Origin of the sequence: Microbulbifer discodermiae (genome assembly GCF_040742695.1) — a bacterium.
Lineage (GTDB): Bacteria > Pseudomonadota > Gammaproteobacteria > Pseudomonadales > Cellvibrionaceae > Microbulbifer.
Map to the genome: position 1 here is coordinate 1 of NZ_JBFLAB010000033.1, position 17541 is coordinate 17541.

Below are 17541 nucleotides of genomic sequence, written 5' to 3' on the forward strand. Positions count from 1 at the left end.
ATGAAGTAGAGCGTCTGTTTCGCCGCTTGAAAGGTTTCCGAAGAATATTTAGTCGATTTGATAAGTTGGATGTCGTTTTTAAGTTCTTCATCAACTTTTCATTGATCGCTGACCGGCTAATTAGTGTTAACAGGCCCTAGCAGGGTAATGACTACCCGCGCAAACTCCATCGATAAAACCGTTATTTTGGTGGACCTCTTCCCCGGTATAAGCCCAGTCCCAGGGCAGGGTTCTCGCCTCTATCGGCGATAATCCCCAGACACCTAACAAGGTTGCTGGTAGATACATAGGGTAGAGCGTTACGGCTATGAGTATCAAATTCATCTTAAAGAACCTCTGATCAATTCAGTACTGCCACAGGCCCGCTCTGCGGGGCTTTGCGTAGAGCAGGCTCGCTGTGCTGCTGATGGGGGCACAACTGATATAGCGACCCGAAACCCTTGGAAATAGTGGGGCAATTGCTGCACCCTAGGAGGTTGCCAAGGATACCCCTGATTTTTGTGCCTATGAATTTTACAAAAGAGTTTTTGTCGCACCTGGCCCGGGCCCGGGCCCTGGTGGCCCAGAAGCGGTTCAATCAGGCGGAACAGCTGTATGGACAGCTTTTGGAGACTGGAGAGGGGCGTGAGGGACTGTTGCGCGAGATTTTCCAGCTGCATATGCAACAAAAGGAATTGGCCAAAGCGTCCGTTTGCCTCCACCAGCTGGCCAATGAGTTCCCAGCGAAACCAGGCTACTGGTTGCGTGTGGCGGAACTGGCGCAGTCGATGGGAGATCTTGACAAGGCCATCGGTGCCTATCGCAGTTTTTTGCAGCGGCTACCGGACAGGCCGGACAATATCTACAACTTTGCCCGCTTGCTCAAGGGGGCTGGCCACCTGGAGGAGGCCCTGGAGCAGTATCGGAAAGCTCTGAGTAAAAATATCTCACACCCGGAGGAAGTTTATACCAATATCGGCGTGATCTGTTCCGAGCTGCGGCAGGAGCAGGAGGCGCGCCAGAGTTTTGGTAAAGCTTTGGACATCAACCCCAACTATATTCCGGCGCTGGTGAATCTCGCCGGGTTATTAGAGGAAGAAGGCGATAGAGAATCCGTAGCGGATTACTACCGGAAAGTCCTGTCCATCGACGGCAACTATAGTCTGGCTCTGTCCCGCCTGGCTTATCTACACAGGGCGCACAGTGCAGAGGATCCACTCATTCAACAGATTTCTTCCCAATTCGTCAGGCAGGGGATACCCCCGGAGGAGTTGGAAGAACTGAATTTTGCCCTTGGCAAGCTGCTGGATAACTGTGGCAGCTACGACAGGGCATTTTCCTCCTACAAGGCCGCCAATGAGCTGGGTATACGGCGTCTTGCGCCCTACAGTCGGGCGGGTCACACGGAGCTGGTTGACCGGTTGATACAGGTGTTTTCGCCGGATTGGTTTTCCGGGGAGCGCCGGGGCTTACCCGATACGCCGGTGTTTATTTGTGGTATGTTCCGCTCCGGTTCGACCCTGGTTGAGCAAATTGTAAGCGGTCATCACCAGGTCACTGGAGGAGGAGAACTGGAGTTTTTCCCCGCTTTGGTGGCGGCCATGGGGGAGCATTATCCACAGGCAATAAAGGACAAGGGTAGTGATTTTTTTCGCCGGAACGGCGGTGACTACCTGAGTTACCTTAAAAGAAGATTTCCATCTGAGGATATTGTCACCGATAAGCGGCCGGATAATTTTCTGCATATTGGCCTGATCAAGAGTATTTTCCCCGGTGCCAGGATAATCTGGACCCGGCGCGCTTTTCTCGACAACTGCCTGTCCATTTACTTTCAGCAGTTGGGTGGGGGTATGAATTACTCCGCAGATCTCGACAGTATTGGTCACTATTGCGTTGAACAGCTGCGGCTGATGGAGCATTGGAAGGGATTGTTTCCAGACAGTATTATCGAGGTCAATTACGAGAAGCTGGTGGCCGAGCCGGAGGCGGAGACGCGCGGACTGTTGCGCTTTCTGCAGTTGCCATGGGATCCCGCCTGCATGAACTTTATCGAACGAAAAAACTATGTGAAAACTGCGAGTATCTGGCAGGTACGTGAAGGCATCCACCGCGGATCCGTCGGTCGTTACCGGCATTACCAGTCTCACCTGGGGGTGCTGGAGAAATACCTCTCCGACCTATTGCTGGAAAAGCAGCCTTAAAACAAGGTCGCGATAGAATTTCCATCGCGCCCTTGTTTTTATTAGGACTTTAACCCGGCGGCCAGTTCGGCTGCCGGGTTATGGCACTGAAAAATCAGAAGTCCAGCGTCATGCCCAGGAAGGCGTAACGGCCCAGTGCGTCATAGGTGCCTGGGAAGGTGTTGCCGTTACCGAAAATATCGGCTCCGGCGTCTGCGGTGAGAGGCGGCTCCTCGTCCAGCACATTGTTGATTCCGCCGCGCAAGGTCACATTGTCGGTGGCGACCCAGGACGCCGACAAATCGAAGTAATTCACCGCATCGAAGTTGGCGCCATTGGCGCCCAGGTCGTCAACTGCTCCGATATAGCGCCACCCGCCAGTTACGTCAACATCCCAGGGCGAGACCCAAGTCGCGCGGACCGTGCTGGCGAATTCAGGAGTTGGTTCGCCGCAGGCACCATTCCAGACACCGACGCAGTCTTGAACCGGTTCACCGATAAACTCCTGCTGATCCCATTTGGTAAGGTAAGTGGCGATCCAGTTGATGTCGATTGCGCCCAGAGAGCCGATGTCAAAGCCGTAGTTGGAGTTGATGTCGATGCCTTCGGTTTCGAAGAAGCCGATATTGACGTCGGTGGCGGTGATGCCGGCGGAGCCAATCCATAGGTTGCCATTGGCACCGCGGTTGATTGCATCACAGAAGAGAGCGTCACCGGTTTCCAGACACTTATTCAGAATGGTTTCGGGGTCGATGCCGGCGATAGCGTCGGTGACCTGGATATTGAAGTAATCGACGCTAAAGGTCAGGCCTTCCACGAAGGACGGCGAGTAGACAAAACCAAACGACAGGGTTTCAGACTCCTCCGGGGCTAAGTCCGGGTTGCCGCCGCCGACTACGTTGTACTGGCCGGCCGAATTGTCAATAGCATCGCCATAGGTGGCCGCTGTGATACCGGAGTTCTGGCACTGTTCCAAAGTGGCAGTAGGGCCTATGAGATTACCGCTAGCGTCGGTGCGCGAGCCGCAGGGGTCCTGGGTTAGATCGAATAATCCGATCGCTTCGGGGCGGAAGAGTTCGCGAATGCTCGCGTGACGTACCGCGGACTGGAAGCTGCCGCGCAACTTCAAGTCCTCGGTAGGTTGCCACTCGACGCCCAGCTTGTAAGTGTCGGTCTGCACGTCGGTGGAGTAGTCGGAATAGCGATAGGCCAGGTCCAGGCCCAGATACTCAATGCCGGGTCGATCGCTCACCAAGGGCACACTCATTTCACCGAACACTTCCTGCACGCTGAGAGAGCCGGATACCGGTAGAACCGGGCCGCCCTGGCCCGCGCCGTCACCGGTCTGAAAACCGTTGTCGGGGGAGAAATTCAGAGAATCGCGGCGGCTTTCCAGGCCCAGGACCACCGCTACGCCTGTGTCGGCGGTGGGCAGCTTTACCCCATAGTCGGTGAGGTCGCCGGAAACATAACTGGAGAAGATTTCCTGTTCGGTGGTTCCGCGGGCAAACAGTGGCAGTACCAGATAGTCGACGGCTTCCTGGGTGACGCCGCCCTCCTGGAAGATGTTCCAGGGTACGCAGCTGGGATCCGAGCCGTCCAGCACTGACTGACAGACCGGGTTGCCGTTCTCGTCCCGGCGCACGTCGAGGGCGCGGCGGATGCGGTTGATGGAGAAGTCGTTGAAGTAGGTTTCCTCCAGGCTCACTTCTGAATATTGCCAATAGACATCGTAGGACCAGTTGTTGTTGAGGTCGCCCCGAAGACCGAACACACCGCGAAAAGTGGTGTGGCGCAAGTCGTCCTGACGGGCTCCGCCCTCCACATTGCGGCGGCCGATGTAGATAGCTCCATCAGTGCTGGTGACTGCGCCTGTATCCGGATCCGTATTGGTCACCGTCAGGTCGCTGACGAAATCGTTCTCCGTCAGGCCGTAAACGCCGCAGATGGCGTCAAACTGGGCATCGGACAGAAAGGGGTTGCCGCAAAAGAGGTCATTGGTGACGAAAAAGGCGCCTGACGGAGCTATCTGCGCCACAGAGCGGTCGTCGGCGTACATGAGCTGCGTATAGATCTCCGCTTGGTCATTCACTTCATAGTGACCGAAGGCGCCCATGGTCCAGCGCTCGTCCGGGCGCTGGAAATAGTTCAGTGGGCCGAAATTGTAGTCACTGGTGGGCGGAACGAAATTGTTCCCGTCAACCGCGTACTCGAATCCTTCGGTGGTGTCGCCCTCGTTCAGGCCAAAATCGGTAAAACGACCCTCGGGTGTGGTAGGGGAACCGCCACAGCTAAAGGCGCCGGGCCTGCCCCCCAGCGCGCAACTGCTGTAGTCGCGGTCGGCCTGCAGCACTGGGTCTATCCTGCGATAGTTGGCATAGGCGGTAACATTGCCGCGGCCATTGTCCAGGTTGGCGCCCATGATTAAGGAGAAGTCATTGGTTTCGCCGTCGGTCACGCTGCCATCGGCCGCTTCGAAGCCGGCGTTTTCCACCACGCTTTGAATTCCGCTGTTATCGTTGTTGTGCTGGTAGATGCCGGTTTGGGCCTCGAAGCGCACCCCTTCAAAGTCGTCCTGCATGATGAAGTTCACAACCCCAGCGATAGCGTCCGAACCGTAGGTCGCGGAGGCGCCACCGGTCAGAACCTCAACCCGCTCCACCAGAGCTGCAGGGATCTGATTCAGGTCGGCGCCGGACCCGCCTGCCAGCGGAGAGCCGGCTGGCATACGGCGGCCGTCGATCAGTACCAGGGTGCGCTGCGAGCCCAAGCCGCGCAGGGAAACAGTGGCGGTACCAGTGGCGCCGTTGGCTACGCCGGCGGTCTGGGTGGCGGCAACCTGGGGGAGGTCGTTGATCAGGTCTTCGACGCGCACCGTGCCGGTTGCCTTAAATTCATCGGCATCCACGGTAGCTACCGGACTGATGCTGACATCGTTAGCGCGCTGGATGCGCGAGCCGGTAACGACAACCTCTTCTACGGTAGGGTCAGGCGCAGAGTTCTGTGCCGATACACTGGCGGCGGCGACAGCGCCGAGAGCCGCAATAGCAACACTCAGTGGGGTCTTGATCATGATTTATCCTTAGAAATGCAAGGTATTTATGTGAGATATATGACGTACTTATCTGTTGTATATTTACTTCTTTTAAGGAACTAATCGACTTTAATGTACTAAATAGGCATGGGGAATTTTAAGAATTAATTGTCAGTTCTTTCAGTTGATTGTGTTGATTTAAAAATAGCCGTAACGACTATTTGTTGGCCGACATGGCGGGGGAAATATCCCGCCTTAAATCGTTTAAGCGTTATTTTTTTTTAAAAAAAACCAATTTGTTGTGAAATTTTATTAATTTAACTGGCGCCTGTTTTTTTGTGGTTAATATATAGCCAGCCTGTTGGTGAAGCCGGTCTGCGAAAGATTTGGCGGGAAAGTCAATCAAGGGAGAAGAGTCGCCCAAAGGGTTTCGCCCATGGGCCCTATGGCGTAGTCAGAGTCCTGCTACCGAGTCCCGATGACCGATACGGAGATTGATGTGGATCAAGCGGGTGCTGCAGCCGGTCGGTTACCCTCGCCGCGACCATATCGTTGCATGAGGTTGCCCTATGGCCCCAGTTGACGCCTGCCCGCAAGACGGTGCCGGCGCCCTGTCCGTCGAAATGCTCAGCCGCTTCGCCGGCCCCTGTCCCCGCTATACCTCTTATCCCACTGCGGACCGGTTTTTGCCCCTGGAGGCCGGCAACTCGCCCGCAGAACCCTGGCGGGCTCTGCGCGGTAGTACCAGTCTGTCGCTCTATGTGCATATCCCCTTTTGCCGCTCCCTGTGCTACTTCTGCGCCTGCAATAAGGTGATTACCCAGCAGTACGGGCTGGTGTCCAGCTACATAGACCGATTGCTGGAAGAGGCGCACTGGTACCGCGACAAGGTGGCGGACCTGCCCGTTATCCAGTTGCATCTAGGCGGTGGAACGCCCACCTTCCTGACCGATGCCGACCTGCGCCGGCTGGTCTCCGGATTGGCGGAAGTGTTCAACCTGCATCCTCCGGGCCAAGTCGAGTACAGTGTTGAGGCGGACCCCCGCACCCTGGATCCGGAGACCCTCGAAACCCTGCGCGAGCTGGGCTTTAACCGCCTGAGTATGGGTGTACAGGATTTCGATCCGCGGGTTCAGCAGGCGATCAACCGGGTCTGTGACGAACGCTCGGTGGCGAACCTGACCCAGGCCGCGCGGGCCTGTGGATTTGGATCCATTTCCTACGACCTGGTCTACGGCCTGCCGCACCAGAGTGCCGACACCATGCGCGCCACAGTGAAAAAAGTGCTGCAGCTGGCCCCAGACCGCATAGCGCTCTATCACTACGCCCATCTGCCCGCTCGGTTCAAAGCCCAGCGACTGATCGATTCCGATGCCATGCCGTCGGCACAGGAAAAGATCACAATGCAACTGGCGGCATTGGAAGAGCTGGGTGCGGCGGGATACCAATTCCTGGGCATGGATCATTTTGCTCTTCCGCACGACGAGTTGGCCCTGGCCGCTCGGGAGGGCAGGCTGAGGCGCAACTTCCAGGGTTATACCCTGATGCCTGCCGATGCGCTGATCGGCCTGGGTGCCTCCGCCATCAGTTATAGCGCCGATGGCTACTGGCAGAATCACCACCGCCTGAAGGACTATGTGGAGCGGATTCGCGCCTGTGGCAGTGCTGCCTACAGAGGCTGGACCCTGAGCGAAGACGACCGGTTGCGCCAGCATCTGGTGATGGAGCTGATGTGCCGCATGCGCCTGGATAAAAGCGATCTGGCAGACCGCGCCGGTGGGCCCTTTGAGAAGAGGTTCGCGGAGGAGCTGCGGCGCCTGCAGCCCATGTTCGACTGCGGCCTGTTGCGCCAGGATGCGGACTCCCTCTACCTGACCGAGGAGGGCCGCTGGTTCGCCCGCAATGCCGCCTCTGCGTTCGACAGCTATCTGCACAGTGAGGCGGATACCGGTCGCTATTCCCGGGTGCTTTGACTGGCATATGGCGACTAAAAAGTGTTCAGCGGTTACAATGGCGCCTGGTGAATGTAATGGCGGCAGGGGCGCGGATATGGCGAGAAATTCGGCGGCGGTGAAGTGCAGTGAATGTACGGTCAGGCGGCTGTGCCTGCCAGCGGGGCTGCCCGAGCCGGACCTGGAGCGATTGGAGGCGCTCACCGGCGCCAGGCTCACGGTAAAGTCGGGGGAGGCCCTGTACCGAGCCGGCGACCCTTTCCACAACCTCTATGCCATCCGCTCCGGCAGTTTCAAGTGCTCAGTGCTGTCGGCGGACGGCGACGTCCAGGTGACCAACTTCGCCCTGCCCGGCGAACTGCTGGGGCTGGATGCCTACAGCACCCGCTGTCACCCGAGCTTTGCCCGGGCCCTGGAAGACAGCAGCGTGTGCGTCTTCCCATTTGCCCAGCTGGAAGTGCTGGCGCAACAGATACCGGCGTTGCAGCAGCAGATCTATGCACTCTTTTCCGAGGAGCTGCGCCAGGAAAACGAAATTCTGCTGCTGCTGGGTAAGCGCTCGGCCAATGTGCGGTTGGCCGCACTGCTGGTGAATATCTCCAGTCGCTATGCGCGCCGGGGCTATTCCGCCAGCCGCTTCGTGCTGTCCATGCCGCGGACGGATATTGCCAATTACCTGGGCCTAACGGCGGAGACCGTCAGCCGGTTGTTTTCCGCCTTTCAGCGCGATGGGTTGCTGCGGGTATCCGGCCGCGACGTGGAAATTCTGGACATCATCGCCTTGAGCGAGCTGGCCGGTACGCATTTTGTCTGCGATGAGAACGCCGTTGGGCGGGCGGTAAACCTTTAGCAGCTCGTTGAAAAAGCCTTCCCCGGCTTTCCTTTAGTGTGAACAGGCCCTAGCCCGGGTCTGCGCCGGTTTCCGATACAGGTTTTTCCAGCCAGGACACCGCCTGCTCGGGCGAGTCGAATAACTCTATCTCAGCGGAAACAAACCAGCCGGCCACTGCCGAAGCGGCGCGCAGCCAGTGCTGATTGCCGACGATGGCCGCGCGGGAGAACTGATTGCCGTGCTTTAGCCCCAGCTTGAAATCATCCCAGGCCGCGCGCAGTTCCCAACCTTCCAGTTCCCGGGCGTCGAACAGTGCTTTTACTTTTGGCTCAGTGACCGCCTCCAGGGCGCGGTCGATCATCGGCACGATGATTTCGTAATCCCGGTGGGTCAGCTTGCCGGTGGCTTTCAAATAGAGAAACACAGTGTCGTTGGTGCGTTGAATTCCAATGGATAAACCGTGTCTGTCGGCTTCTTGCATATCACTTTCTCCACTATCAGATTTCAGAGGTTCCCTGCTTCAGTATTCGCCGCCCCCGTGTCAGCGTTGCCGGGTCTATACCGAACAATTGTCCCGGCCGCGCAGTTGCCCCGCTTGATTTGGATCAGGCGGAAGGGGTTTGGGTTCCGAACGGCTGACATTGAGTTTGGTGATGTCGATGGATTTCGTAGCCCGGCCCGTAGAATCGATTTATGTCGCCCGGGTATTGATGTGAACCCGTGGCTGTTCGGCGCCTGAGAAGCCCGCTACAATCCGCGCAATTTTATCCGACAAAACACAGGAGATTATGATGCGTAATTTTGTAATGGGCGCGGCTGCGCTTGCCCTGAGCCTGACTTCCGCTGCCGCCATGGCGCAACAGGGCGGTGCCTACTGGGGTGTCACTGCGGGCATAATGGATATCGACTTGGGGAATGCTGACAGCCCGTTCAATGTCGGTCTGCGCGGAGGTTTCACTTCCCCGTCCGGTTGGGGGTTTGAAGCCGAGTACACCAACTCCCTGGTCAGCGGTGAAGCAGATCTGTTTCGCGGTCCAGCGGATGTGGATATCCAGACGCTGGCAGGCTACGGCACCTACCGCTCCCACGGCGATATTTATTTCAAGGGTCGCCTGGGTCTCCTGTTCGAAGATGTCAGTATTGGCAGTGCCAGTGACAACGATACGGGTATTTCCCTCGGCGGTGGCGTTGGTTTCAATATCAGCCCCAACACCAATCTGGAGCTGGAATACACCGTAATTGAGCAGGACGTAGGCTTTTGGTCCGGCAGCATGACGCTATCCTTCTGATCCCTGCGGGCGGCGTCCTGCCGCCCGTATCTCCGGCCCACCGGGCGCTGCGCTGATTCCCCCGGAGTGCTGCCGCGAAGAGGGGCTGCGCAGCCGGCCCCCAAACCCGTAACGTGTTGGTGTACAATGCGCGCCCTTGCGGGGTGTGGCGACACTACACTGTAGCCACGGCGCCGGAGTTGCCGGCCCTGGGCCGCCTCAATGCGCCACCGGCCCCTGTCATACCAGCCACCTGGCGCAATTGCCAGGGGTGGGGCAGCGATCAAAAAGGTCGCGTAAGGTCTGTTTGAATGCCCGATTAACCGTTGAAATCGTGGAATTTGGCATCCGCCAGCAACCCGCTTTGCCGAGGGAATACCATGTTTGATTCGTCCGTGACACTGGCCTCATTCGATCCCGAAATCTGGCAGGCTATCCAGGAAGAAGACCGCCGCCAGGAAGAGCATATCGAGCTGATTGCCTCCGAGAACTACACCAGCCCGTTGGTGATGGAGGCTCAGGGCAGCACCATGACCAACAAGTATGCGGAAGGCTACCCGGGCAAGCGTTATTACGGTGGCTGTGAGTATGTGGATAAGGCCGAGACCCTCGCCATTGAGCGCGCGAAGAAGCTGTTTGGTGCTGACTACGCCAATGTGCAGCCCCATTCAGGTTCCCAGGCCAATGCCGCCGTCTACCAGGCGCTGTGCGCGCCCGGGGATACAGTCCTGGGCATGAGCCTTGCCCACGGCGGTCACCTGACCCACGGCGCGCGGGTGAACTTCTCCGGCAAGATCTACAAGGCGGTGCAGTACGGTTTGAATCCGGATACCGGCGAAGTGGACTATGAAGAGGTGGAGCGGCTGGCGCTGGAGCACCGGCCAAAGATGGTGGTGGCGGGCTTTTCCGCATACAGCCGTGTGATGGACTGGGCCCGTTTCCGCGCTATTGCCGACCGGGTCGGCGCCTATCTGCTGGTGGATATGGCCCATGTGGCGGGTCTGGTGGCAGCGGGTGAATACCCGTCCCCCGTTCCCCATGCGGATGTGGTCACCTCTACCACCCACAAAACACTGCGCGGCCCGCGCGGCGGCATCATTCTGGCGCGCGCCAACGAAGAGATTGAAAAGAAACTCAACAGCGCCGTATTTCCCGGCGGTCAGGGCGGCCCACTGATGCATGTCATCGCCGCCAAGGCGGTCTCCTTCAAAGAGGCGATGGGTACGGAATTCAAGGCCTACCAGAAGGCCGTGGTACAGAATGCCCGCGCCATGGCGGATACCTTTCTCGATCGGGGCATCAACATCGTGTCTGGAGGTACCGACGACCACCTGATGCTGGTGGACCTGATCGGCAAGGAATACACCGGCAAGGATGCGGATGAAGCCCTGGGCCGGGCCAATATCACCGTGAACAAGAACGCGGTACCCAACGACCCCCGCTCGCCGTTCATCACCAGTGGCCTGCGCGTGGGCACACCGGCCATCACCACCCGCGGTTTTGGTGTGGACGAAACCCGCCAGCTCACCCACTGGATCTGTGATGTTTTGGATGCGCTGGAGAAGAAGGATGCAGAGGCGACCATTGCCGAGGTGAAAGAAAAAGTACTGGATATCTGCGCGCAGTTTCCGGTGTATAAAAACGACTGATCGACATTGAACCGCCGCCCGGTTTGCCGGGTTGCGGTTTGTATCGGCCTGTCCGGGCCGCGGTCCCAGTGCAATGGCTGTGGTAGACTGCGGTCTATTTTGATACAGGGACACAGCTCCATGCACTGCCCTTTCTGCGGCGCAGAGGATACCAAGGTGGTCGATTCCCGGCTGGTCGCGGAGGGCGACCAGGTGCGCCGCCGGCGCGAATGCCTGGGCTGCCGCGAACGCTTCACCACGTTTGAGACCGCAGAGCTGTTGCTGCCGCGGGTCATCAAGCAGAACGGCAAGCGCGAGTCCTTTGACGAGAAAAAACTCCGCGCCGGCATTCAGAGGGCGGTGGAAAAGCGCCCGGTCAGCACCGAGCAGGTGGAGACGGCGGTGGCGCATATCAAGCATTCATTGCGGGCCGCCGGCGAGCGCGAGCTGCCCGCCAGGGCCATCGGCCAGCTGGTGATGGAGCAGCTGCGCGAACTGGACCAGGTAGCCTATGTGCGCTTCGCCTCGGTCTATCGCCGTTTCGAGGACGTCAGTGACTTCGGAAGGGAAATCGAGCGCCTGACCCGCAAGCCGTCGGAGATCAAATGATCCCCACAGCGGAGTCCCTTATGGCTCGCGCCGTACAGTTGGCGCAGCGGGGGCTGTACACCACCATGCCCAATCCCCGGGTCGGCTGTGTTATCGCCGATGCCGCCGGTGCGATCCTGGCGGAGGGCTGGCACCGCCGCGCCGGCCTGCCCCACGCCGAGATCGAAGCCCTGCAGGCTGCCGGCGGACGCGCTGCGGACGCAACTGTCTACGTCACCCTGGAGCCCTGCAGTCACACGGGCAGGACCGGCCCCTGTGTCGAGGCGCTGGTCGCCGCCGGCGTGGCGCGGCTGGTGTTTGGTATGGAGGATCCAAATCCCTCTGTTAGCGGCTCAGGTCTGCAAAAACTGCGGGAGGCCGGTATTGAGGTAGAGGGGCCTGTGCTGGAGAGAGAGTGCCGGGCCCTCAATCCCGGCTTTATCAAGCGCATGACACTGGGACTGCCAATGGTGCGCTGCAAGTCGGCCATGAGCCTGGATGGGCGTACCGCCATGGCCAGCGGTGAATCGAAATGGGTGACGGGTCCGGCGGCCCGGGCCGACGTGCAGCGGCTGCGGGCGCGCAGCTGTGCAATCGTCACCGGTGTCGAAACCGTGCGTTTCGACAACCCCAACCTGAATGTGCGCGCCGATGAGATGGCGCTGGAACTGCTCTCCGCGGAAGAGGCCGCCCGGGTGCAACCCCTGCGGGTGATTGTGGACAGCCAGCTGCGCACACCGGTGGACGCCTTTATTTTACAGGGGGATGCCCCCACATTGATTTGCACCACAGAGCGGGCCGACTCCTCCCGAAGCGAGCGCCTGCAGGGGGCCGGTGCCGAGGTGCTGGCCCTGCCCGCCGATAGCGGCGGTCGCGTGGACCTCTCGGCACTGCTGCGGGAACTGGCGCGCCGCCAGTGCAACGAGGTGTTGATAGAAAGCGGCGCTACCCTGTCGGGAGAGTTCCTTTATCGCGGCCATGTGGACGAGCTGATCGTCTATATGGCGCCAAAGCTGCTGGGCAGCAGTGCGCGGCCGCTGTTTGAGTTGCCCATCGCGCGCATGGGCTCGGTTCTGCCTGTCACCATTACCGATATGCGCGCGGTAGGCCACGACTGGCGTATAACCGCCACCACGGATATTGAACGCTAGGGCCGATTCTGATGTTTACTGGAATTATTGCAGCCATCGGTGAGATAGCCGAGCTCAGAGCCCAGGGCGGTGACCTGCGGGTGCGGGTCAAAGCCGGCCGGCTGGATTTGTCGGACGTGCAGCTCGGGGACAGCATCGCCACCAATGGTGTCTGCCTCACGGTGGTGGAGCTTCCCGGCGACGGCTATTGGGCCGATGTCTCTGCCGAGACCCTGGACGTCACCAGTGTCGCAAGCTGGAAGCGGGGCGACCGGGTCAATCTGGAAAAGGCGCTGACGCCCCGTACCCGCCTCGGCGGGCACATTGTCAGCGGCCATGTGGACGGCATCGGCGAAGTGATCTGGCGCCGGCGCGAGGCGCGGGCGGAGCGTTTTCGCCTGCGAGCCCCCGACACACTGGCCAGGTATATCGCCCACAAGGGCTCCATCACCGTGGACGGCACCAGTCTCACCGTCAACGCCGTGGATGGCGCCGAGTTCGAGCTGACCATAGTGCCGCACACCCTGCAGGAGACCATTATCGGCGGTTATAGGGCCGGCACCCGGGTCAACCTGGAGGTGGACCTGATCGCGCGCTACCTGGAGCGCCTGCTGCTGGGTGGTGGGGCCGCGGCGTCAGACAGTGCCGGCCTGACAGTCGAATTACTGGCCCGGCACGGTTTTTCCACGGGCCGCTAGCGCATTCCGAATTTCGATACCGGGGCAGATCCCCGAACCGCCGAGAGAGTACGATGGAATTAAATACGGTTGAAGAATTGATCGACGACGTCCGTCAGGGCCGCATGGTCATACTGATGGATGACGAGGACCGCGAGAACGAGGGCGATCTGGTGATGGCGGCGGAGCAGGTGCGCGCCGAAGATATCAATTTCATGGCCACCCATGCGCGCGGACTCATCTGTATGCCCATGTCCAGGGAGCGCTGCGAGCAGTTGGATCTACCGCTGATGTCGCGGGACAACGGCGCCCAGTTCAGTACCAATTTCACCGTCTCCATCGAGGCCGCCGAGGGGGTCACCACCGGTATCTCCGCTGCCGACCGCACCCGCACCATCCGCGCCGCGGCCGCGCGCAACGCCAAACCCCAGGACCTGGTGCAGCCCGGCCACATTTTTCCGATCATGGCCCAGCCCGGCGGTGTGCTCAGCCGCGCCGGCCACACCGAGGCCGGCTGCGACCTGGCGCGCCTGGCCGGCTTCGAGCAGGCGGCGGTGATCGTCGAGATCATGAATGAGGACGGCACCATGGCGCGCCGCCCCGACCTGGAGAAATTCGCCCGCACCCACGATCTCAAGGTCGGCACCATCGCCGACCTTATCACTTACCGCGCGCTCAATGAAAAGACAGTCGAGTGCACCAACGAGCGCCAGGTGCAGACCGAGTTCGGCCAGTTCAAACTGCGCACCTATCTGGACAAGGCGCGGCGCGAGCGCCATTTCGCCTTTGTACTCGGTAAGCCCGCGCCGGAAGAGTCTACCCTGGTCAGGGTGCATGTGGGCAACACCCTGCGCGATGTGCTGACCATCCGCCGCGGCGACGAAGAATTTATCCCCTGGACCTTTCGCCGCGCCATGCAACGGGTGGCCGAGGAGGGCAAGGGCGTCGTGGTGCTTATCTGCCACAACGAGACTACCGAAGAGATCGAAGAGAGCATCGACTGGCTGATCAGCGGCAAACAGCAGCGCCCCAGCCAGGCGCTGGTGTACAAGCAGGTGGGCACCGGCTCCCAGATTCTGCGCGATCTCAAAGTGCGCAAAATGCGCCTCATGAGCGCGCCGTTTAAATTCAATGCCATTTCCGGGTTCGATCTGGAAGTGGAAGAGTATCTGAACGCTGACTGGAACTAGGCAGGACACGACAATGAGCGACATCCAGGTAATCGAAGGTGATTTCGTCAACAGCCGGGGCAGGTTTGTACTGCTGGTCAGCCGTTGGAACAGTTTTGTAGTGGAGAGCCTGAAAGACGGGGCGCTGGATACCCTGCGCCGCCAGGGCATCGGGGAAGAGAAGATCACCATCTGCTACGCGCCGGGAGCCTTTGAACTGCCCCTGGTGGCCAGAAAGCTCGCCGCCAGCGGAAATTTTGACGCGATTATCGCCCTCGGTGCCGTCATACGCGGCGGTACGCCGCACTTTGAATACGTCGCCGGCGAGTGCACCAAGGGGCTGGCCCAGGTGTCCCTGGACAGCGGCATCCCGGTCAGTTTTGGTGTGCTCACCGTGGACTCCATCGAACAGGCTGTGGAGCGCTCCGGCACCAAGGCCGGCAACAAGGGCGCCGAAGCGGCGCAAACCGCACTGGAAATGGTCTCCCTGCTGGGCAGGATTTAACCGGCTGCAAGTTTATCGGATACAGGGTTATGACAGTGACCGCATCTGCGCGCCGCAAGGCGCGCCACTTCGCTATGCAGGCGCTCTACCAGTGGCAGATGGCTGGCGCCAGTCTCAACGCAATTGAGGCCGAATTTCACGCCGACAACGATATGAGCAAAACTGATGTGCCGTATTTTCGCGATCTCTTCCACGGAGTGGCGAAAAATCTCGACCGGGTGGAAGCCGCCTTTGCGCCGCACCTGGACCGGCAGATCGACGATCTGGACCCGGTCTCCCGCGCCCTGTTGCGCATGTCCACCTACGAACTGCAGCAGCGTGTCGACGTGCCCTACAAGGTAGTCATCAACGAATCCGTGGCGCTGGCGAAAAAATTTGGCCCCACCGACGCCTTCAAATTTATCAATGGCATCCTGGACAAAACCGCCGAGGATTTGCGCGCGGCGGAAGTGGCGGCCGCCAGAAACAGCGGAGAGCAGGGTGCAGGCCAACCCCGGTGAATTCGAAATTATCCGCGACTATTTTGCCCGCGCCCCCCGGGGGCCCGGGGTGGTGCTGGGGATCGGCGACGACTGCGCCCTGTTGAGTGCCCCCGCCGAGGGCCTGCTGGCCACCAGTGTCGACACCCTGGTGGAGGGGGTTCACTTCCCCCGCCAGGCCCCCCCGGAACTGGTTGCCGAGCGGGCCCTGCGGGTCAATCTCAGCGATCTGGCGGCCATGAACGCCCGGCCCCTCTGGTTTACCCTGGCGCTGACCCTGCCCCGCAGCGACGCCGCCTGGTTGCAGGGCTTTGCCGCCGGCCTGCTGGAGACCGCCGCTGAATTCGATATTTCACTGGTTGGGGGCGATACCACCGCCGGGCCATTATCGATCACCGTGCAGGTGACCGGCAGTGCACAACAGCCGCTGCGGCGCGACGGCGCCGCACCCGGTGACGATATATTTGTCGGAGGGCCATTGGGCGCGGCGGCGGCCGCCTTGCCGGTGATTCTGGGGCAGCGCCGGGTCAGTGAGGCCGAGTCCCACCAGGTGTGCGACGCCTACTACCGGCCGGCACCACAACTGGCCCTCGCCACTATAGTCGGCGATCTAGCCCACAGCGCCATCGACATCTCCGACGGACTTCTGGCGGATCTCGGACACCTCTGTCGCGCCAGCGGTGTCGGCGCGGAACTGGCGCTGGAGACACTGCCGGTCGCCGGGCTGGCCCGGCGGCTGGCGGGGGAGGAGGCGCTGGCGCTGGCGGCAGCGGGCGGAGACGATTACCAGCTGTGTTTTACCCTGCCCAAAAGCCGCACCGAAGAGCTGTACCGGCGCTGCGCGGCGGCCGGTTTCGAACCGGTGCACATAGGCCGGGTGACTGAACGCCGGGGCGATGGAGAGCCGGTACGCTGCCGGCTGCAGGGGCGCCCCTGGCATTGCAAACAAAGTGGCTACCGGCATTTTCAGTGATGACTCAGCCTACTCTACGACAAGTGTTGCGCAGCCCCACTCTGCTGCTGGCGTTCGGCTTTGGTTCGGGCCTGTCGCCCAGAGCGCCGGGCACCGCCGGCACCCTGATGGCGGTTCCTTTCTGGTGGCTGTTGCAGAGCCTGCCACCCGCCTGGTATCTGGCCATAGTGGTTGCGGCGGCACTGCTGGGCTGTTACCTCTGCGGTGCGGCGTCCCGGGCGCTGGGGGTGCACGATCACGGCGGCATAGTCTGGGATGAAATGGTGGGTTACTGGCTCACCATGTTTATGGCCCCGGCCGGCTGGGGCTGGGCACTGTACGGATTTTTGCTGTTCCGCCTGTTCGATATCGCCAAGCCGCAGCCCATCCGTTGGGCCGACCGCCAGGTGCGCGGTGGTTGGGGCGTCATGCTGGACGATATACTGGCAGCTGGCTACGCAGCGCTGGTGCTGCAGCTCACTGCCCTCTGGGTGGCCTAGGGCTTAGGAGACCGCAATGATATCCCGCCTGTTTCTGTGCTGGCTGTGCCTGATCCCTCTGCCCCTGGCCGCGCAGCAGGTACAGTTGAAGGGGTTGTTCGATGGCAGTGCCCTGCTGCAGGTGGACGGCCGCCAGCGCCTGCTGAAGGCGGGGCAGAAATCCCCCGAGGGGGTCGAACTGGTCGAGGCCACCAGCAGTTACGCCCGGGTGCTGGTTGGCGGCCGCGAGCGCAAACTCACCCTCGATGCGCCGGTCGCCGCCAGCTACGCGCGCAACAGCCGCGCGGAAGTGCGGTTGTTGCCGGACAGCCGCGGCCACTACAGTACCAGTGCCTGGGTCAATGGTCGTCGCGTATCGGTGCTGGTGGATACGGGTGCCACCAGCATGGCCTTCAACTATCCCACCGCCCGGCGCCTGGGACTTAATTTGGAGCGGGCAGAGCCCATCCGGGTTTCCACCGCCAATGGTATCGCCGATGCCTATCGCATCCGGTTGCGCAGCGTCACCATCGGCGGTATCAAACTCGATAATGTGGATGCCACTGTGCACACCGACGACTTTCCCGGCATTGTGCTGTTGGGTAACAGTTTTCTTAGCCGGGTGGACATGGAGCAACAGCAGGGAATGCTAATACTGCGCGCGCGCCATTGACTGAAGAGGTAACAGC

General features: G+C 60.3%; 16 protein-coding genes. 14 read left to right on the plus strand and 2 right to left on the minus strand.

The window, feature by feature from the left end; genetic code table 11:
- The first annotated feature begins 506 nt into the window (after positions 1–506).
- A complete protein-coding gene (locus AB1S50_RS12370; RefSeq protein ID WP_367151053.1) occupies positions 507–2180 on the plus strand; it encodes a tetratricopeptide repeat-containing sulfotransferase family protein in 1674 nt (557 codons plus the stop codon).
- A 94-nt stretch (positions 2181–2274) separates the two neighbouring features.
- Here AB1S50_RS12370 and AB1S50_RS12375 read toward each other — a convergent pair whose 3' ends face one another.
- Positions 2275–5232, minus strand: coding sequence for a TonB-dependent receptor domain-containing protein (locus AB1S50_RS12375; RefSeq protein ID WP_367151055.1), 2958 nt, complete (start codon positions 5230–5232; stop codon positions 2275–2277).
- 530 nt (positions 5233–5762) lie between these two features.
- On the opposite strand from AB1S50_RS12375, the gene hemN reads away from it, so the two are divergent.
- On the plus strand, positions 5763–7166 hold the full coding sequence (gene hemN / locus AB1S50_RS12380; protein ID WP_367151057.1) for an oxygen-independent coproporphyrinogen III oxidase: 1404 nt from the start codon (positions 5763–5765) through the stop codon (positions 7164–7166).
- A 76-nt stretch (positions 7167–7242) separates the two neighbouring features.
- Positions 7243–7995 carry a fumarate/nitrate reduction transcriptional regulator Fnr gene (gene fnr / locus AB1S50_RS12385; RefSeq protein ID WP_367151058.1) on the plus strand — a complete coding sequence of 251 codons (753 nt, stop codon included), beginning with the start codon at positions 7243–7245 and terminating at the stop codon, positions 7993–7995.
- Positions 7996–8044: 49 nt separating this feature from the next.
- On the opposite strand, the gene AB1S50_RS12390 is transcribed toward fnr, so the two are convergent.
- The gene (locus AB1S50_RS12390) at positions 8045–8458 is read right to left on the minus strand and encodes a SpoIIAA family protein (protein WP_367151060.1); all 414 of its coding nucleotides are present in this window, start codon (positions 8456–8458) and stop codon (positions 8045–8047) included.
- A gap of 310 nt (positions 8459–8768) precedes the next feature.
- On the opposite strand from AB1S50_RS12390, the gene AB1S50_RS12395 reads away from it, so the two are divergent.
- The 11 genes from AB1S50_RS12395 to AB1S50_RS12445 all read left to right on the plus strand — a co-directional run bounded on the left by AB1S50_RS12395 (position 8769) and on the right by AB1S50_RS12445 (position 17525).
- The gene (locus tag AB1S50_RS12395; protein ID WP_367151062.1) at positions 8769–9266 is read left to right on the plus strand and encodes an outer membrane beta-barrel protein; all 498 of its coding nucleotides are present in this window, start codon (positions 8769–8771) and stop codon (positions 9264–9266) included.
- A 359-nt stretch (positions 9267–9625) separates the two neighbouring features.
- Positions 9626–10894, plus strand: coding sequence for a serine hydroxymethyltransferase (glyA, locus tag AB1S50_RS12400; RefSeq protein ID WP_367151064.1), 1269 nt, complete (start codon positions 9626–9628; stop codon positions 10892–10894).
- A 120-nt stretch (positions 10895–11014) separates the two neighbouring features.
- Entirely contained in the window at positions 11015–11482 is a 468-nt protein-coding gene (gene nrdR, locus AB1S50_RS12405; protein WP_367151065.1) for a transcriptional regulator NrdR, read from the plus strand.
- Between the two features lie 20 nt (positions 11483–11502).
- Positions 11503–12612 carry a bifunctional diaminohydroxyphosphoribosylaminopyrimidine deaminase/5-amino-6-(5-phosphoribosylamino)uracil reductase RibD gene (ribD, locus tag AB1S50_RS12410; RefSeq protein WP_367151066.1) on the plus strand — a complete coding sequence of 370 codons (1110 nt, stop codon included), beginning with the start codon at positions 11503–11505 and terminating at the stop codon, positions 12610–12612.
- 11 nt (positions 12613–12623) lie between these two features.
- Complete coding sequence (locus tag AB1S50_RS12415) at positions 12624–13289, plus strand: riboflavin synthase (RefSeq protein ID WP_367151068.1); 666 nt, start codon at positions 12624–12626, stop codon at positions 13287–13289.
- Positions 13290–13342: 53 nt separating this feature from the next.
- Positions 13343–14458 carry a bifunctional 3,4-dihydroxy-2-butanone-4-phosphate synthase/GTP cyclohydrolase II gene (gene ribBA / locus AB1S50_RS12420; RefSeq protein ID WP_367151069.1) on the plus strand — a complete coding sequence of 372 codons (1116 nt, stop codon included), beginning with the start codon at positions 13343–13345 and terminating at the stop codon, positions 14456–14458.
- Positions 14459–14471: 13 nt separating this feature from the next.
- Positions 14472–14942: a 6,7-dimethyl-8-ribityllumazine synthase gene (gene ribH, locus AB1S50_RS12425; RefSeq protein WP_367151070.1), complete on the plus strand. Its 471-nt coding sequence runs from the start codon at positions 14472–14474 to the stop codon at positions 14940–14942.
- Positions 14943–14971: 29 nt separating this feature from the next.
- On the plus strand, positions 14972–15442 hold the full coding sequence (nusB, locus tag AB1S50_RS12430) for a transcription antitermination factor NusB (RefSeq protein WP_367151072.1): 471 nt from the start codon (positions 14972–14974) through the stop codon (positions 15440–15442).
- Entirely contained in the window at positions 15423–16394 is a 972-nt protein-coding gene (gene thiL / locus AB1S50_RS12435) for a thiamine-phosphate kinase (RefSeq protein ID WP_367151074.1), read from the plus strand. The genes nusB and thiL overlap by 20 nt, the downstream gene beginning before the upstream one ends.
- Positions 16394–16873 (plus strand): phosphatidylglycerophosphatase A family protein, encoded by a 480-nt coding sequence (locus tag AB1S50_RS12440; RefSeq protein WP_367151076.1) that lies wholly within the window; start codon positions 16394–16396, stop codon positions 16871–16873. The genes thiL and AB1S50_RS12440 overlap by 1 nt, the downstream gene beginning before the upstream one ends.
- A gap of 16 nt (positions 16874–16889) precedes the next feature.
- Positions 16890–17525: a retropepsin-like aspartic protease family protein gene (locus tag AB1S50_RS12445; RefSeq protein WP_367151077.1), complete on the plus strand. Its 636-nt coding sequence runs from the start codon at positions 16890–16892 to the stop codon at positions 17523–17525.
- The last annotated feature ends 16 nt before the right edge of the window (positions 17526–17541 follow it).

Coding starts and splice junctions, on each gene's coding strand:
- AB1S50_RS12370 (WP_367151053.1), top strand. CDS start 507: ATGAATTTTACAAAAGAGTTTTTGTCGCACCTGGCCCGGGCCCGGGCC.
- AB1S50_RS12375 (WP_367151055.1), bottom strand. CDS start 5,232: ATGATCAAGACCCCACTGAGTGTTGCTATTGCGGCTCTCGGCGCTGTC.
- hemN (WP_367151057.1), top strand. CDS start 5,763: ATGGCCCCAGTTGACGCCTGCCCGCAAGACGGTGCCGGCGCCCTGTCC.
- fnr (WP_367151058.1), top strand. CDS start 7,243: ATGGCGAGAAATTCGGCGGCGGTGAAGTGCAGTGAATGTACGGTCAGG.
- AB1S50_RS12390 (WP_367151060.1), bottom strand. CDS start 8,458: ATGCAAGAAGCCGACAGACACGGTTTATCCATTGGAATTCAACGCACC.
- AB1S50_RS12395 (WP_367151062.1), top strand. CDS start 8,769: ATGCGTAATTTTGTAATGGGCGCGGCTGCGCTTGCCCTGAGCCTGACT.
- glyA (WP_367151064.1), top strand. CDS start 9,626: ATGTTTGATTCGTCCGTGACACTGGCCTCATTCGATCCCGAAATCTGG.
- nrdR (WP_367151065.1), top strand. CDS start 11,015: ATGCACTGCCCTTTCTGCGGCGCAGAGGATACCAAGGTGGTCGATTCC.
- ribD (WP_367151066.1), top strand. CDS start 11,503: ATGGCTCGCGCCGTACAGTTGGCGCAGCGGGGGCTGTACACCACCATG.
- AB1S50_RS12415 (WP_367151068.1), top strand. CDS start 12,624: ATGTTTACTGGAATTATTGCAGCCATCGGTGAGATAGCCGAGCTCAGA.
- ribBA (WP_367151069.1), top strand. CDS start 13,343: ATGGAATTAAATACGGTTGAAGAATTGATCGACGACGTCCGTCAGGGC.
- ribH (WP_367151070.1), top strand. CDS start 14,472: ATGAGCGACATCCAGGTAATCGAAGGTGATTTCGTCAACAGCCGGGGC.
- nusB (WP_367151072.1), top strand. CDS start 14,972: ATGACAGTGACCGCATCTGCGCGCCGCAAGGCGCGCCACTTCGCTATG.
- AB1S50_RS12440 (WP_367151076.1), top strand. CDS start 16,394: ATGACTCAGCCTACTCTACGACAAGTGTTGCGCAGCCCCACTCTGCTG.
- AB1S50_RS12445 (WP_367151077.1), top strand. CDS start 16,890: ATGATATCCCGCCTGTTTCTGTGCTGGCTGTGCCTGATCCCTCTGCCC.